Here is an 18427-nt window from a genome sequence, read left to right as displayed (position 1 = left end):
TTATCTCTCATCAAAAGCATCCTCGATGGCTGACATCACAGGTTTCGCAGCGTATTCGATCACGCGACGCGAGCCTGTTTTTACATCGGCGGTAAACTCCATATAAGGTGATAATTTGTATTGTGTTCCTCCTCGTTCAAGAAAGTTTCGGTCGATTTCAATCTCTGCTAAATAGAATTCAGCGTCTTCTTCTTCGTATGATGAACGGCTGATTGAGGCGATGGTTCCCTCAACAAATCCGTATTTTGCAAAGTTATAGGTGTCCATTTTTACTTTTACCGCCTGACCAATTTCAACGAAGCCCATGTCTTTACGTGGGATTTTCGCTTCACCGTGAAGGGAGTTATTGATCGGTGCAATATCGGCGATACTTTCACCTGGCGGAATCACTGCGGAACGGAAGTTGAAGTGAAGTTTGTCGACTACGCCATCCACCGGAGAGTAGACGATTAGGCGATCAACCTTGTCGGAATGCTGTGGTTGTAAGATTCGCTTCAACTTGAGGTCTTTATTCGCTTGAATGATTTGCGCTTGATACTCAGAGTTTCGGTTCTCAACCAAGTCACGGTGTTGCTTTTCAAGCTTGTCCAGTTGGAAGCGCTCATTCATCACAGACTCGTCAAGGTTTTCAATCTCACGTACCATATTAGACTCTTGTACTTTCATGTTAAGTACGTCGACATAAGACGCCATCTCTTCTTTATAGAGGGTGTTTTTGATGTTGAGCTGCTTCCGTATCAGAGAGAGTTGATTCTCTGAACTTTTGCGACGCTTTAGCATTGAACTGATTAACGAGTTCTTGTGCTTAATATCGTGAGTGATGAGCTCTTCATTTGAGCGGTTTTTAGAGAACTCTTGCTTCCACGTATTCATGTTGACCTGAACTTGTTCAGGGTATTTCTCTATAAAAGCATCGAAGTTAGGCTCTACCATGTCGCGTAAGCTTTCATAACGAATCTTATCGAGCTCTATCTGGATAATTTCAGTATTTACGGTATTAAGCTGGGTGTTGCGGTCGAGTGATCGTATGCGAGCAATAGGTTGCCCCTCATAAACGACTTCCCCTTTTCTGACTAACAATTCTTCTAATATCCCGCCTTCTAGATGTTGAACCTTCTCAACATCAGATTCTAATAACAGTTCGCCACGTACTGAAACAACAATGTCGATACGAGCTTGTGACGCCACGGCGATAGCGACCAAAGCGAGCAAGAATATAATGAGCAACGTTTTGTGAACGCTGGTCATGGCACTAGCAAGCACAATAGTGTCATCTGCAGTGACCTTAGAAGCCTCGTTATTGGAAACAAGAGCTTTTCTGAGGTGATGTTCTATTTGGTTATTGCTCATGACTGACCTCGGTTACTTGCCATCTATTGCTTCCTTAATATCCAACAAGTGGTTGATTTGTCGATTAACGTTGTGCAATTCAGTTTTCACATCCTCTATAAGCTCTTCTGGCGCAGGGAACTCGTGTCTACTCAAGTGTTCCAATTTGGCCATTTTGGGCGGAAGATCTTGGTCGCATAGCAAGGTTAAGATGGTCTTCAATTTTTTTGAATAACTGTTGAGTTCATCAAAACGATTACCTTTATGAAGCTCTTCTATATTTAGGGCTGCATCAGAAAAGTCACTGTAAAAGTCGCCCAATAGCAATTGCAGCCCTTTGTGGTTGTCGTCGACTGAGCGCAACAAATTCGTCATGTCTATCATTGCTCCACTGCCTTAATTGCTTTAATCACAATAACTAAGGATGTTTAAGGGCAGTTTTCAAATTTTTTTTGATTCTTTCTCTCTAAAAAGAAAATATGAAAAATGTTGTATAAAAATTTGGTTTTTCAAAATGGTGTCCTTTAATGCTTCTAGATACGATCAGTTAGCTAGTAGCAACGGAGGCTGTAATGGCAGGCGAAAATAACCAAAACAACCAAAACGAAGATCTCAATGACGCAGTAGAACAAACGGACACGAACGACGCGGGTACGCCCTCCCAACAGCAGAATCAACAAAATCAACAAAATACGATTGCGTCGACAATAGCGACGGGTGCTGAAAATACGGATGCGGCAGACGAAGTTAACCAGGCTTTAGACGATAATCCGAGCGGTGCAGGTAATGCTGAAGATGCCTCAGCTTCTGGTGCGGCTGTGCAAGAAGAGACGCCAGAAAGCGATGGAGATTCAGACGCAGCACAATCCAATGTAGTGGGTGGGGCTGCTTCTGAAGCGGGCTCGGATAACGCTGTTGGCAGTGGTGGCGGAGCTGGAGCTGGAGCTGGCGCACAAGCTGTAGGTGGTGATAACGCAGAGGCTGCGACAGGTGGCGCAGACGCAGAAGGTAATGAAGAACAAGGTCAAGCTGCACGTACTTCAGCTGCGCCGAGTACGACATCTTCGGAGTCGGGTGACCAACAGGTTGGTGATGAACTCGATTCACAAACAGTAGAAGAGACATTTGCAGTTGATGTTCAAGCTTCTGACGAAGAGACCATCAGCGAAGTAGAAGATGACTTTGATTCTGAAACGGTAAGCGAAACGTTTAAAATCAAAGTCGAAAGTGAAAATGATGCACCAGAAGCTGAACAAGATCTGGCTTACATCATGGATGAAGATGGCTCCATAACATTCACTCAAGAACAATTACTCGAATACGCAAGTGATGTGGATGGGGACGAGCTTGTTGCTTCTAACGTTCAAGTTGGTGCTGATGCAACAGTTCAAGACAATGGTGATGGTACTTTCACCGTTGTTCCTTCAGCTGACTTTAATGGTGAGCTCGACCTTACTTTCGACATCAGTGACGGCCAAGAAACGATTAGTAGTGCAATTGATTTAACGGTACGTCCGATTAATGATGCGCCAGTTCCTGAAGATAAAACGTTTGAAATCGAGGAAGACGGAACTCTTGTATTCACCGACGCTGACCTTCTTTCTGGTGCTACTGACATTGAAGGCGATAACCTGACGGTTGAAGGTGTGACCTACGATGGCGGCGACGGTATTCTTACTGACAACGGTAATGGTACGTACACCTTTGCTCCAAACGAGAACTTCAATGGTGACGTAAACTTCGGTTTTGATGTATCAGATGGCACTGATACGGTCTCTGCAAACATCGACGTAAGCGTAACTGCCGTTGATGATGCTCCGGTATCGGGTGACCTAGCGTACTCAATCGACGAAGACGGTTCGATTCGTCTAAGCCAAGAGCAGTTGCTTTCTCAAGCATCAGATGTGGAAGGCGATGACCTGACAGCCAGCAGCCTAACAGTTGATGGCGATGCGACGGTTGTAGCTAATGATGATGGCAGTTTCACCATCACGCCAGATGAGAACTTCAATGGCGACATCGGTATCAGCTTTGATATCTCAGATGGCACCAATACCGTTCAAGCATCAGCTGATCTAACGGTTAATCCAGTTAATGACCTGCCAGTGCCTCAAGATCAACAGTTCAGCGTGGAAGAAGACGGCACGCTCATCTTCACCGATGCAGACCTATTAACAGGTGCAACGGACATTGAAGGTGATAACCAAACGGTTGAAGGTGTGACCTACGATGGCGGCGACGGTATTCTTACCGACAACGGCAATGGTACGTACACCTTTGCTCCGAATGAAAACTTCAATGGCGACGTAAACTTCGGCTTCGATGTCTCTGACGGTACCGATACGGTCTCTGCAAACATCGATGTGAGTGTTACAGCGGTTGATGATGCGCCTGTGTCGGGTGACCTAGCGTACTCAATTGACGAAGACGGTTCGATTCGTCTAAGCCAAGAGCAGCTTCTATTGCAAGCGTCTGATGTTGAAGGCGATGATCTAACCGCAAGCGACTTAACGGTTGACGGTGATGCAACGGTTGTAGCTAACGACGATGGCAGTTTCACCATCACGCCAGATGAGAACTTCAATGGTGACATTGATATTCAATTCAACATCACTGATGGTACTGACACGGTTCAAGCAACCGCCGATCTTACTGTTAACCCAGTTAATGACTTGCCGGTTCCTCAAGACCAACAATTCAGTATTGCTGAAGACGGTACGCTGCAATTTACAGATGCCGACCTACTTACCGGTGCTACCGATATTGATGGCGATGACTTAACCGTTGAAGGTATTAGCTATACAGGTGGTGATGGCGTACTGACCGACCACGGTGATGGTACTTATACCTTTGCGCCAAATGAAAACTTCAATGGCGATGTGAACTTCAGTTTCGATGTATCTGATGGCACAGAAACGGTCAGCGCTAACATTGATGTGAGTGTGACGCCTGAGAACGATCCGCCAGTTGCGGGTTCAACCTCATACATGGTCAACGAAGATAATGCCATCACAATTTCTGATGAACAATTGTTAGCAAACTCTTCTGACGTTGAAGGTGCCGTGTCGGTTGACAGCGTAACTTACAGCGGCACAGATGGTGTGTTCCAAGATAATGGTGACGGCAGTTACACCTTCCTTCCTAATGAAAACTTCAGTGGCGATATCAGCCTTGACGTTATTGTTGCCGATGAAGACGGTTCGATTGATGAAACCACCGCGGGCATTACCGTTCTAGAAGTGAATGATCCACCAGTTGCGGGTCCAACGTCATACACCATTGATGAAGATTCGGTTCTGACGTTCAGTGAATCTCAGATTCTTGTGAACGCTTCGGATGTCGAAGGCGATGTAGAACTCGTTGGCATTAACTACGATGGCTCGGACGGTATCTTCACTGTAAATGGTGATGGTACATGCAGCTTTGCACCCAACGAAAACTTCAATGGTCAGGTTCAACTGGGTGTGACCATTCAAGATGAAGATGGCGCAACGGTTGAAACACACATTAACGTTGATGTATTGCCAATCAATGATGCGCCAGTATCGGGCGATTTGGCTTACACCATCAATGAAGATAGCTCCATCACGCTAAGCCAAGAGCAATTGCTAGCACGAGCAGGTGATATTGATAGCGACAACTTAGAAGCTATCAATCTATCTACTGATGAAAATGCGACCATCCAACACATTGATGATGGCAGCTACACCATTACACCTAACGCCGACTACAACGGTGACCTAGACCTGAACTTCGATATCATCGATAACGATGGTGGTTCAGTTCAAGTTGGCCTAGACATTACCGTGAATCCGGTTAATGACTTGCCACAAGCGCAAGATCAACAGTTCACGATTGAAGAAGACGGTACGTTACTCTTCACCGATGCTGACCTGCTTGCCGGCGCGTCAGATATTGATGGTGACGAGCTGTCGATTGAAAACGTGCTCTACACAGGTGCAGATGGTGTTCTTAGCGATAATGGCGACGGCACATATAGCTTTGCTCCAAACGAGAACTTCAATGGTGATGTTCAATTCTCATTCGATGTCTCTGACGGTACTGATTCAACATCAGCTGTTATTGATGTCAGCGTAACACCTGAGAATGATCCACCGGTTGCTGGCTCGACATCTTACACAGTTCAAGAAGATGGCCAAATCACGATCAGTGATGAGCAACTATTGGCAAACTCTTCCGATGTAGAAGGCGATGTATCATTGTCTGGAGTAACTTACTCCGGTGATGACGGCTCTTTTGTTGATAATGGCAATGGTACTTACACCTTTACGCCAAATGAAAACTTCGATGGTGATATTTCACTAGACGTTGTTGTCGTTGACGAAGACGGTGCAACCGCAACCACAACCGCTGGCATCGATGTTATTGCTGTGAATGATGGACCTGAAACTTCGGGCATTCAGGCTGAAGTCGATGAAGATAACGCAATTACCATTACTCAAGAGCAGTTGCTAGCGAACGCAACGGACGTTGAAGGTGATGATTTAACGGCATCTAACCTACAAACCAACGATCCAGATGCGACAATTGTTACTAATGACGATGGTTCATTCACCATTACGCACACAGAAAACTTCAATGGCGAGTTGGACTTCACATACAACATCAGTGATGGTGAGAATGAAGTTCTGACGACACTCGACTTGACGGTTAATCCTGTCAACGATGCGCCGGAAGCGGGCGATGAAATCTTCATCCAAGCCCAAGAAGACCAAACAGTTGGTGTAACACTTCGTGAAGAGCCAGCACTACGTTTAGACCAAGCACCAGAAAACGGCATCATTGAAGCGAATGTAAATGAAGAATGGGTGGTGCTGGAAGTAGGACAAGAAGTTCCTGCCGACACAGAAGTACGCTTTATTCCAAATGATGACGCATTGGCTAACGGTACACACACCACGCAAATCGGTACGTTTGACGATAACGCGAGCGTGGACGATTGGGGTACAGAAGTCGACCCTTACACTCGTGAGTTCTCGGATGGCGACTTAACAGTAACCGTTCAAAGTAACGATGATCCTCTTGGTGCCTGGAATGGTAACACCCATATTGGTCACGGTATCGGTGATACCGACCGCCAAGGCTTGAGCGGTGATGAAAAGCTGACTATCTCGGTTGAAGGTCAAGACATCAATGAGATCAGTTTCCACCTAGATGGTTTAGGTGGTTGGTTCATGGAAGAGTCCCGTCACTTTACCGAAGTAGAAATCAAAGCATTTAATGAGGATGGCGACCTAATTGACTCGATGACTTACCACAAAGAAGACCGTGGTACGTTCGAGACAGACTACACGTTGACCGTTGACCAACCTGTGTCTTACTTTGAGCTGGGTACAGTGCAAGGTAATGGTACTTACGTTGTACAAAACATGACAGTGTCACAAACTTGTCATGATGAAGCCGTGTTTACATCGATTGGTGTGGATGGCTCCGAGATCACCGAAACGGTTGAGTTGAACATCCATGCGGGTGATAACGAAATTGAGCTAACGGCAGAACTTCCGAATATTACTGTCGATACCGATGGTTCTGCACAGTTTGCTTCGGTTGTGATTACCGAAGAGCAGCTTCTGGCGCAAGCATCTGATATTGATGGCGACGACCTTGATATTCAAAATCTAGAGTTGGTAGGCGAAAACTCAGAGCATGCAACACTCACCGATAATGGTGATGGTACTTGGACGGTAACACCGGATGAAAACTTCCACGGTGAAATCGAACTCGGTTACCAAGTTACCGATGGTGAGCTGACAGACAGCAACATCATCAATATCAACTTTGAATCGGTGAATGATGCGCCAATTGTATCTGGCCCAATTGTTCTATCGACAGAAGAAGATGAAGGGATCACGTTCAGTGCGGATGACTTGTTAGCGAACACCACAGATGTGGAAGGTGATACCCTGTCTATTTCTGACATCACTTACGGTGGTGACAACGGTGAGCTAGTTGATAACGGTGATGGTACGTTTACCTTCATGCCGAATGAAAACTTCAATGGTGAAATCGACATCGACTACAAGGTGTTTGATGGTACTGATGAAGTTGCAACGCATCTAGACCTAACGGTTGTACCGGTCAATGATGTGCCGGTTCCGGGCGAACCATTACATACCCAAATGCTTGAAAATGGCTCTATGATCATCGAAGCGAAAGATCTATTGTCTGGCGCGACCGATGTTGATGGCGACATTCTTCATGTCGAAAACCTATTACTTGCAGACCAAACGCAAGGTACCTTAACGGATAATGGTGATAATACCTTTACCTTCGAACCCGCAGAGAACTTTTATGGTGACGTGAACCTGACCTTTAATATAAGTGACGGTCAAGCAAGTGCACTAAGCACAGCAAGAGTTGAAGTTGAAATTGTTAACGAGGGCCCAGAGGTAAGTGGTCCAATTGAAGTGGCTGTCGATGAAGATGGTTCAATCACCATTACGCAAGAGGATTTGTTAGCAAACGCAACCGATGTTGATGGCGATAACCTCGAAGCCGTTAACTTAGCGACCAACGATCCAAATGCGGTAATCGTAGAAAACTCAGATAGCAGTTTTACTATCACACCAAGTGCAGATTTCTTTGGTGAAATTGAATTTACTTACGATGTCACTGACGCAATCGAAACTGTTGCAGCTGACCTTAACCTAACTGTAAATCCAATCAATGATGCACCAGACGTACCGGATATGTCTTTTACTACGGAAGATGGTCAAGCGATTACTATTACCGAAGCTGAGTTACTGGCACAAGCGACAGACGTTGAAGGTGATGAACTGTCAGTTGTAAATGTGACGAGTGCAAGCGACACGGTAGAAGTCACAGACAATGGCGATGGTACATACACATTAACACCAGAGCTAGGTTTCTTCGGCAATGTTGACCTAGCGTTTGATGTGAGCGATGGCACGGATGTGGTTGGTGCGAACATCGACCTAAAAGTTGAGTTCGTCAACGATGCACCGGCGGCGACGCCAACCGTAGCTAATGTCGATGAAGATGGTTCAATTCTAGTGACTCAAGAGATGCTACTAGAAAATGCGACCGATCAAGATGGCGACGATCTGTTTGCAAGTTCATTGGAAACTAACGATCCAAATGCAAGTATCGTAGACAATGGCGATGGTACGTACACGGTGACACCTTCTGAAAACTTCAATGGTGATATTGCATTCACTTATGAGGTGAGCGACGGTGAGCTGAGTATGTCTAATGACATGATATTGACCGTTAATCCGGTGAATGACATTCCAATTGTTGCTCCAGGTATGTACCACATTGAAGAAGATGGCAGCATTCTGTTCACTCAAGAAGATTTGTTGAGTGGTGCGATTGATATTGATGGCGACGATCTAAGCGTTACTAGCATCAATTACTCTGGTGACGAAGGCACAGTCACCGACAATGGTGACGGAACGTTCAGTTTCGTTCCTGAAGATCACTTCAGTGGCGATCTAGAGTTCAGCTTTACGGTGACCGACGGTACAGATGAAGTTGAACAAGACATCAATGTTCACATTGAAGCCGTGGCTGATGCGCCTGACTTAGTGATTACGGATGGCGATGGTGTCAACGTTGATGATGAAGCAATTCTGGTTGAGCCAGGCGGCATTGTTGAACTGAACATCGCAGCGGCACTTGTCGACCAAGACTTGTCTGAGGCACTCACTGTAACGGTAGATGGTGTGCCAGAAGGCTCGGTTATCCAATACGATAACGAAGGCGTTCTGAATGACCAAGAGAACGGCATCACCAGTTACAACGATACTGAAATCACAGTAACGTTTGAAGGCGAAACCGCAGGCTACCAAAACGCAGCGGGTTACTACAAAGTAGACGAAGACGGCAACATTACAGGCGTCGAAGTTGTATACGAGAACGCATCACAAGTTGGCGGCGGTGGTGACCTTGTTCCTGGGCAAGATCAGTTCAGCTTCCAAGTCGCGGAAGGTGAGAGTTTCAACCTGTTCTTGATTCCAAACGGACATCAACATAACGATTTTGATTCGATGCAAGACGGTCAGTATGAGTTCCGTGCCGAGGATGGTTCACCAGCGAACATGGATACGGTTGATCCTCAACTTGTCTTTGTTGCTGCCGATGGAACTGAAACTGTAGTTCAAGGGCAGAATGGTGATGCGATTTTCCATGGTGGTTCAAGCTCTCAGCTAAACCAAGATGGTATCGAGCATACTCGCACGACTGTTAATGAAGATGGGGAGCTGGTTTACGGGTTTGAAGACCTTTATGGCGGCGGTGATGCTGATTATACCGACTTCAACTTCACGATTGATGTGGGGGAAGTGAATAGCCAAATCTATAGTGGTGAAATTACGGTAGGCCCCGATGGCGCGGTAAACCTACCAATAACAGCGATCGAAAACGAATTACAACTCCAGTTACCAGAAGACTTTAATCAACAGCTTGAAGTTCATGTAACGGCCACCGCAACAGAATTATCAAATGATGACTCTGAAGTGGTCTCTCAAACTATCTATATTAATGCGACGGGAGTGACAGTTGATCATGCTCCTGAAGCTCTACCTGTCGCTGCTACCGTTCAAGAAGATGGCTCCATTGTGATCTCGCAAGAAGATCTGCTGGCCAATGCTAGTGATCTAGATGGTGACCAACTGACTGCTATTAACTTAGCAACCGATGATGATAGCGTTACGATTACTGATAATGGTGATGGTACGTATACATTGATACCAGATGCTGATTTCAATGGCGATGTTAGCTTTACGTTTGATGTTTCTGATGGCGATGATGTCGTTTCTACCAACCTTGAGTTAACGGTTTCACCGGTGAACGATGGTCCAGAAGTACAAGACCAGACATTCACAGTCGGTGAAGATGGCGTGTTAACTTTCAATGACCAAGACTTATTAACAGGTGCGATGGACATTGAAGGGGACGATCTAAGTGTTGAAGGTGTGACTTACACTGGCGCAGATGGTGTCCTCACTGATAATGGCGATGGCACATACAGCTTCGCGCCGAATGAAAACTTCAATGGTGATGTGAACTTCTCGTTCAATGTATCAGATGGTACCGATACGGTAACCGCTAACATTGATGTGAGCGTGACGCCAGAGAATGATCCACCGGTTGCAGGTAGCACGTCTTACACGGTTCATGAAGACAACGCTATTACGATCAGTAATGAGCAGTTGCTTGCTGACTCTTCAGATATTGAAGGGGAAGTGGCGATTGATAGTGTGACTTACAGTGGCAGCGATGGCGTTCTGGAAATCAATGGTGATGGAACTTACACCTTCTCTCCAAACGAGAACTTCAACGGCGAAGTCAGCCTTGATGTTGTTGTCACCGATGAAGATGGTGCGACCGAAGCAACAACGGCGGGTATAACTGTCCTTGAGGTGAACGATCCGCCAGTTGCTGGCCCAACGTCATACACCATTGATGAAGATTCAGTACTGACTTTCAATGAGTCTCAAGTTCTGCTGAACGCTTCTGATATTGAAGGTGATGTTGAGCTTGTTGAGATCAACTACGACGGTCCAGACGGCATCTTCTCTATCAATGGTGACGGTACATGTAGCTTCGCTCCGAATGAAAACTTCAACGGCCAAGTGCAGTTGGATGTGACCATTCAAGATGAAGACGGCGCTCAAGTTGATACGTTTATTACGGTTGATGTATTACCAATCAACGACGTACCAGTATCAGGCGACCTGGCATACAGTGTTGAGGAAGACGGTTCGATTACCTTGAGCCAAGAGCAGCTTCTTTCTCAAGCCAGTGATGTAGATGGCGACGACCTTATTGCTTCTAACTTGATTGTTGATGGAGACGCGACGGTTGTTGCTAACGATGACGGCAGCTTTACCATTACGCCTGATGCGAACTTCAACGGTGACATTGACCTAACGTTCGACATTAGCGACGGTACAGATACGCTTGTTGCGACGGCTGACCTAACCGTTAATCCAGTTAATGACCTTCCACAACCACAAGATCAAACGTTCAGCATTGGCGAAGACGGCACCTTGAACTTCACTGATGAAGACTTGCTGACAGGTGCGTCTGACATTGATGGAGAAGACCTATCGGTTGAAGGCGTTACTTACACAGGTGCCGACGGTGTTCTTACCGATAACGGTGATGGTAGTTACAGCTTCGCTCCAAACGAAAACTTCAATGGTGATGTGAACTTCAGTTTTGATGTGTCAGATGGCACGGATACGGTTCAAGCCAACATTGATATCAGCGTAACACCAGAGAACGATCCACCAGTTGCGGGCAGCACGTCTTACACCGTTCACGAAGACAACTCAATCACGATAAGTAATGAACAGCTATTAGCCAACTCTTCTGATGTTGAAGGTGAAGTGGCGATTGATAGCGTGTCTTACACTGGCAGTGACGGTGTCTTTGAAGACAACGGTGACGGCACGTACACCTTCTCACCAAACGAGAACTTCAATGGTGATGTGAGCTTAGCGGTTGTTGTTACCGATGAAGAAGGAGCAACAGAAGCGACCACAGCAGGAATCACCGTACTTGAGGTGAACGATCCGCCAATCGCAGGTTCTACCAGCTACTCAGTGAATGAAGATGAAGTTATTACCATCAGTGCAGAGCAACTGTTGGCGAATGCTTCAGATATCGAAGGTGAAGTGGCGATTGATAGCGTGAACTACACAGGCGCTGACGGCATCTTTACTGACAATGGCGATGGAACATTCAGCTTCGCGCCGAACGCAAACTTCGACGGAGATGTTAGCCTCGATGTAGTTGTGACCGATGAGGATGGTGCAACGACGGCCACGACGGCAAGCATTGATGTTCTTCCAATTAACGATCCACCAGTATCGGGTGATTTGGCATACAGCATTGATGAAGATGGTTCGATTACTCTGACTCAAGAGCAGTTGCTATCTCAAGCATCTGATGTGGATGGCGATGACCTGACCGCGAGCAATCTAAGCGCAGGCGATAATGCAACCGTCGTTGATAATGGCGATGGCACCTTTACGGTAACGCCAGATGCGAACTTCAATGGCGATATCGACCTAAGCTTCGATATTTCGGACGGCACTGAGTCAATTGTGGCGAATGCCGATCTGACGGTAAACCCAGTCAATGACTTGCCAACGACATCTGATGTTTACGCGAACGTTGATGAAGATAATGTCATTACCATTACGCAGGAGCAGCTACTTGCGAATGCCGCTGATATTGAGGGCGATGATCTTGTCGCTTCCGACTTAACCTTAGTGGGTGACGATGCAACGATTGTCGATAATGGCGACGGTACGTTCTCAATCACTCCAAGCGAGAACTTCAATGGCTACATTGATGTTGCCTACAGCATTAGCGATGGCGACACACCAATTGCAGCTAACCTAGGCTTGACCGTTGACCCAGTTAACGACGCACCAATTGTTTCTGCTGATGTAGCGATAACCATTGAAGAAGATGGTTCGTACACCATTACTCAAGAAGAGCTCCTACAATTCGCGACTGACATCGAAGAAGATGACATGACCGCAATTATCGGAGAGCAGGGCGATGAAACGACCGTCACCGGTACAGTGTTGGATGCTGAAACGGGTAGCCCAGTCGTTGGTGCAGATATCACAATGACCGATAACGCAGGTCACTCGTACAGCACTGTGACAGACCAATCTGGTAACTACTCTGTGAGCGGTCCAGTTGTTGACCAAGGTACAGTAACTATTGAACAAGAAGGCTCTATTACCAGCAGCTTCCTGGTTCCAGCAGGTGAAGATACTAACGGCGGCGTGACCGCTATATCTGAAGTACTTGAAGAAACAGATATGCGTATTGTGGTGACCTGGGGTGAAAGTCCTCGAGATATGGATAATCACTTATGGCTATACGATACAGATAATGGCAATGAGCTAGACCATATTTACTATCGCGACATGAGTCATGATTTGGGCGAAGGTAATGTCGTTCAGCAAGATGTAGATGACACGAATGGCGGTGGTCCTGAAACCATCACTATTCCAAATTATCAAGATGCTGACATGCACTATTCAGTACACAACTACACCAGCAGAAGTTGGGATGTGGATGGTGTTGAAGATGTACAGGTTCAGGTATTTGTTGGCGATACATTGGTTGAAACCTTTAGCCCTGATTTATCTGAAAACCCATCGGGCGATCACTGGCATGTATTCGATATCGTGAACGGCATCATTGTTCCAAGCCAAGATGTCGGTACTCAAAATGCGTTCGATTTGCCAACGGCAGAAGAAGCGCTTGCGAATGAAAACGGCATTGATATCTCTGAATTGCTAACTGGCGATGAAGGTGATGACTCTGGTGATACGGGTGTAAACGAACCAAGTGTCGGAGATGTTTCAATTGAGAACGCGCTTATCACTGACAATGGTGATGGTACTTACACCATTACACCGGAAGAGAACTTCAATGGTGAATTCTCGATTAGCTACAACGTGGACGATGGTAACGGTGGGGTTACGCCAGCGGAACTAGACGTGACCGTAACAGCAGTTAACGACCTTTCTGTAATTTACGACCACGACTATACCATTAATGAAGATGGATCGCTGACCTTTACCGATGAACAGCTATTGGCTGGTGCAACGGATATTGACGGCGATGACCTTTCTGTTGAGTCGGTTTACTACGAAGGCACAGACGGTGTGTTCACGGATAATGGCGATGGTACTTACACCTTTGCGCCAAACGGGAACTTCAATGGTAATGTCGACCTAACTTACGATGTGAGTGATGGTACTGATGTTGTATCGGCAAATATTGATGTTCAAGTTGTTCCAATCAATGACGTACCGGTAGCGGGTTCTACAACTTACAGCGTTGAAGAAGACGGCAGTATCACCCTAAGCGATGCACAACTTCTAGCGAATAGCTCGGATGTTGAAGGGGAGGTGTTTGTCAGCGATGTAAGCTACAGCGGCACTGATGGTGTATTCACCGATAATGGTGATGGTACTTACACCTTTGCTCCAAACGAAAACTTTAACGGTGACATCAGTCTTGGTGTCTCTGTTATGGATGAAGATGGCGCAACCGCTGAAACAACCGCAGGTATCGACGTCATTGCTGTTAATGACTTGCCAGTTGCAGGTTCAACGACCTACAGCGTTGACGAAGATAATGTGATTACCTTTTCTGAAGCGCAGCTTCTTGCGAACAGCTCAGATATTGAAGGTGATGTATCCGTTAGCGACGTTTCCTACTCAGGTGCAGACGGTATCTTCACTGACAATGGCGATGGTACTTACAGCTTCGCACCAAATGAAAACTTCAACGGCAATGTCAGCCTAGATGTCACCGTTGCAGATGAAGACGGTGCAACCGCTCAAACGACTGCGGGTATTGATGTTATCGCAGTCAATGACGCACCAGTGTCAGGTGACTTGGCTTACTCAGTGGATGAAGATGGTTCAATCACGCTAAGCCAAGAGCAACTACTGGCTCAAGCATCGGATGTGGACGGCGATGATCTTACCGCTGCCAACCTAACCGCAGGTGATAACGCGACCGTTACGGCAAACGATGATGGTTCATTTACCATTACACCGGATGCCGATTTCAATGGCGATATTGGTCTAAGCTTCGACCTTTCTGATGGTACTGAAACGGTTGTTGCAACGGCCGACCTTACTGTGAATCCAGTGAATGACATCGCGGTTGTAGAAAATGTCGCTTACACCATTGAAGAAGATGGTTCAGTTACCTTTACAGACGAGCAACTGCTAGCGGGTGCTTCTGATATTGATGGTGATGAGCTTTCAGTTGCCGATGTTTCATACACTGGCGCAGAGGGTGTGTTCACTGACAATGGTGACGGCACTTATAGCTTTGCTCCGAACGAGAACTTCAACGGTGACGTAAGTCTAGACTTCTCAGTATCTGACGGTACAGAGATGGTTGATGCAAACATCGACGTAACGGTAACAGACGTTAACGATGCACCAGTGGCTGGCGCAACGTCTTACCAAATGAACGAAGATGGCACCATCACAATCAGCCCTGAGCAGTTAATTGCCAATAGCTCTGACGTTGATGGTGAAGTGTCGCTTGAAAGCGTGACTTACTCAGGCTCTGACGGCACCTTGGTTCAAAACGATAATGGGTCTGTGACCTTCACGCCAAACGAGAACTTTAATGGTGATATCAGCCTAGATGTGGTTGTGACAGATGATGACGGTGCAACTGCAACAACAACGGCGGGTATTGAAGTTCTGGCTGTGAACGATGGACCTGAATCAGAGGATGTGAACCTAACCACAGCCGAAGACAGCACTATCCTTATCACACAAGACATGTTGTTAGCTCAAGCGACGGACATCGATAACACCGCAGACGAGCTGTCGGCTTCTGGTCTACAAATCGACCCTAGCTTGGGTGAGTTGCTAGATAACGAAGATGGTACTTGGTCATTTACGCCAAACGAAAACTTCAATGGCGATGTGCCAATGACGTTTAACGTTAGCGATGGCCAAGAGAGTATTGCAGTCGACGGCAACATCGATGTCACGCCAGTGAATGATGCACCTGACGCGCCTACGATTGAGATGCAAGGCGAAGAAGATGTGGTCATGGTGATTGACCCAGCTTATATCGCGGGTCAAGTTACAGACCTTGATGGCGACGAGATCAGCATTGAAAGCATCACAGTTCGAGCTCCAGCGAACGCGACCTTAACTCAGCAACCAGACGGCATGTATCACTTAGTGACTACTCAAGACTTCAATGGCTTAGTAGAACTCGGTTATCAAGCAACCGATGGTGAAGAAGTGGTTGATGGCTCGCTGAATGTGGATGTTATTCCAGTTAACGACGCCCCATTCAATGTCGGCAACGCAATGATGACCACAAACGAAGATGGCGCGTTCACCTTCGATGCTGGCGACTTGATGAACTTGTTCGGTGACATTGATACTGCTGACCTTGTTGTTTCTCGCATTATCACCGCAGACGGTGAAGATGGCGGAGAAGTAACAGACAACGGTGATGGTACTTGGACATTCACACCAACCGGTGACTTCTCAGGCGTTTCTGACCTACAAGTTGTCGTGAGTGACGGTGAGTTTGAAACGGTTCTTGATGTTCCTGTTTTCGTACGTCCGGTTGCAGATGGTGCGGTTATTACCACCGACCATGACGGTCCATTAGTCTTTGGTGAAGATGAAACGGGTCACTTAGGACTGAACGTTGGCCTTGTCGACGACTCAGAAACGCTAAGTAATCTAGTAATGACAGGTTTCCCTGTTGGATTCGAGGTAACCGATGGTGTGAACACCGTGATGATCACCGAGCCGGGTCAGTACATCGACCTGTTCGACTGGGATATCTCAAACATTCAAATGACGCCTCCTGAAGACTTCCATGGTGAGTTCTTCGTAACCGTAAGTGCAACAACAGTTGATTACGGAGATGAGCCGGAAGCGTTTGATGATGGCATCGATACTAGTGATTTCGAAACCGTTGCGGGTGACTCGATTATCCTAACAGCAGATGACCTAATCGAACTTGCTGAAAACGTGAACGCAGATGGTGATGATGAAGTGAAACTGGTTCACCTAGCGGACCGTAGTCAAGGTGAGATTGTCGATAATGGCGATGGCACTTGGACGTTCACACCAGCTCCTGGCTTTACAGGCGAAGCAGACATTGCTTACGTGGTTGATAAAGATGGCGTGCTTCATGATGAGCAAACTGGCGTAGTCGTGAAAGAAGGCGACTCGCAAGAGAATGCTGCACCGGAAGTTAACAGCATCACAACGACGGAAATCGCAGCGGATGCCACCTTATCGTTCACTGACGAAGACATGTTAGCGAACCTGAGCGATGCAGAAGGCGACAGCTTGAGCATTGAATCAGTAAGCTTGATGGAAGGTCAGGGGGTAATTGAGAGCGATAACCAAGGTAACTATCAATTCACACCTGCTGAAGACTACACCGGAGATGTTCAAGTTGGGTTTATAGCGACCGATGGCGAAAATCGCATCGAAAGCTTCTTCAATGTGGATATCCAAGGCGGAGATGAAGCGGCGTCGAGTGAAGGTTATACCTTAGCTGATGATGGTTCACTAACTATCACGGATGCACAGCTGGTGGATGAATTGGGCGTGAGTGATTCTGCACAAGTTGTTGATGTTGCAGACGCGAACGATGCTGGCTTCTTTGCCGAATCAGGTGAAGGTGAGTGGACTTACTGGCCGAACGAAGACTTCGATGGCAATTTAGCGATGAATGTTGAAGTCAACGACGGCGGTGAAGTATCAAGCCACAGCGTAAGCATCCAAGTAGCCGATGAATCAGTGCAAAGTGATGAACCACAAGTCCAAGTTGCTCAAGCAACAGAAGAGCAACAAGTGGGAGTGGCCCAACAAGCTGATGACCAAGCTCAAGATGCTGAAACTGAAGACAGTACAGCAGATGTAACCGCGGCACCGGGCGAGACCATCTCTATCTCGATTCCAGATGAGGTGGCTGGTAACGAATCGGTTGATTACGCTGATATGTCCGGATTACCTGAGGGCGCTACTGTGAGTAATGCATTGGATAACGGTGATGGTAGCTTCACAATCAGTGGCAACCTAGAGCAGTCAGTATCCGTTGAACTTCCAGAAGGTTACGAAGGTACTAGCGAGATCCAATTCCAAGGTTACGACGAATTGGGTAGCTCAATAGACGGTGCTAGCGGTTCTGTTGAAGTTGAGATCGATGATCAATACACCATGCAAGGTTCTACGCAAGAGCAGCAACCGGACATGGCGGGTATGGAATCTGGTGGCAGCGACTGGACAAGTGTGGGAGGTCAAGACCAAGGTGTTGACTTCACGGACGACTCTGGAAGCTTCGATTCCGATTCTCAAACTGGAACCGATCAAGGCAACGACTTCGACCAAAGCTCGATTTAATCGAGAGGGCTTAGTTTTAGTCTAAACCAACAAGTAGATAGGGCAGCGTAAAGTTGCCCAGAGCAAAGCCATGTAGAGTGACCTTTGCATGGCTTTCTTATTTGTAGCTGAGATTCATTCTTTGGCTTCAAAAAACTTGAGAATCCACAAGAATGTTCTTAGTT

Annotated in this window: 3 protein-coding genes; 1 reads left to right on the top strand and 2 read right to left on the bottom strand. The window is 46.6% G+C overall.

What is annotated here, in order from left to right; all coding sequences use genetic code 11:
- Positions 1 to 1350 (bottom strand): HlyD family type I secretion periplasmic adaptor subunit, encoded by a 1350-nt coding sequence (locus ATB74_RS05785; RefSeq protein WP_061017168.1) that lies wholly within the window; start codon positions 1348 to 1350, stop codon positions 1 to 3.
- Positions 1351 to 1362: 12 nt separating this feature from the next.
- On the bottom strand, positions 1363 to 1713 hold the full coding sequence (locus ATB74_RS05780) for a hypothetical protein (RefSeq protein WP_060981416.1): 351 nt from the start codon (positions 1711 to 1713) through the stop codon (positions 1363 to 1365).
- 188 nt (positions 1714 to 1901) lie between these two features.
- On the opposite strand from ATB74_RS05780, the gene ATB74_RS05775 reads away from it, so the two are divergent.
- Positions 1902 to 18263 (top strand): tandem-95 repeat protein, encoded by a 16362-nt coding sequence (locus ATB74_RS05775; RefSeq protein WP_061017166.1) that lies wholly within the window; start codon positions 1902 to 1904, stop codon positions 18261 to 18263.
- Positions 18264 to 18427: the final 164 nt, after the last annotated feature.

Origin of the sequence: Vibrio splendidus, assembly GCF_001557875.1 — a bacterium.
Classification (GTDB): domain Bacteria; phylum Pseudomonadota; class Gammaproteobacteria; order Enterobacterales; family Vibrionaceae; genus Vibrio; species Vibrio splendidus_F.
This window is presented reverse-complemented; position numbering and strand designations above follow the sequence as displayed.

Bases quoted from the DNA above. Each gene is read 5' to 3' on its own strand.
- ATB74_RS05785 (WP_061017168.1), bottom strand. From the start codon at position 1,350: ATGAGCAATAACCAAATAGAACATCACCTCAGAAAAGCTCTTGTTTCC.
- ATB74_RS05780 (WP_060981416.1), bottom strand. From the start codon at position 1,713: ATGATAGACATGACGAATTTGTTGCGCTCAGTCGACGACAACCACAAA.
- ATB74_RS05775 (WP_061017166.1), top strand. From the start codon at position 1,902: ATGGCAGGCGAAAATAACCAAAACAACCAAAACGAAGATCTCAATGAC.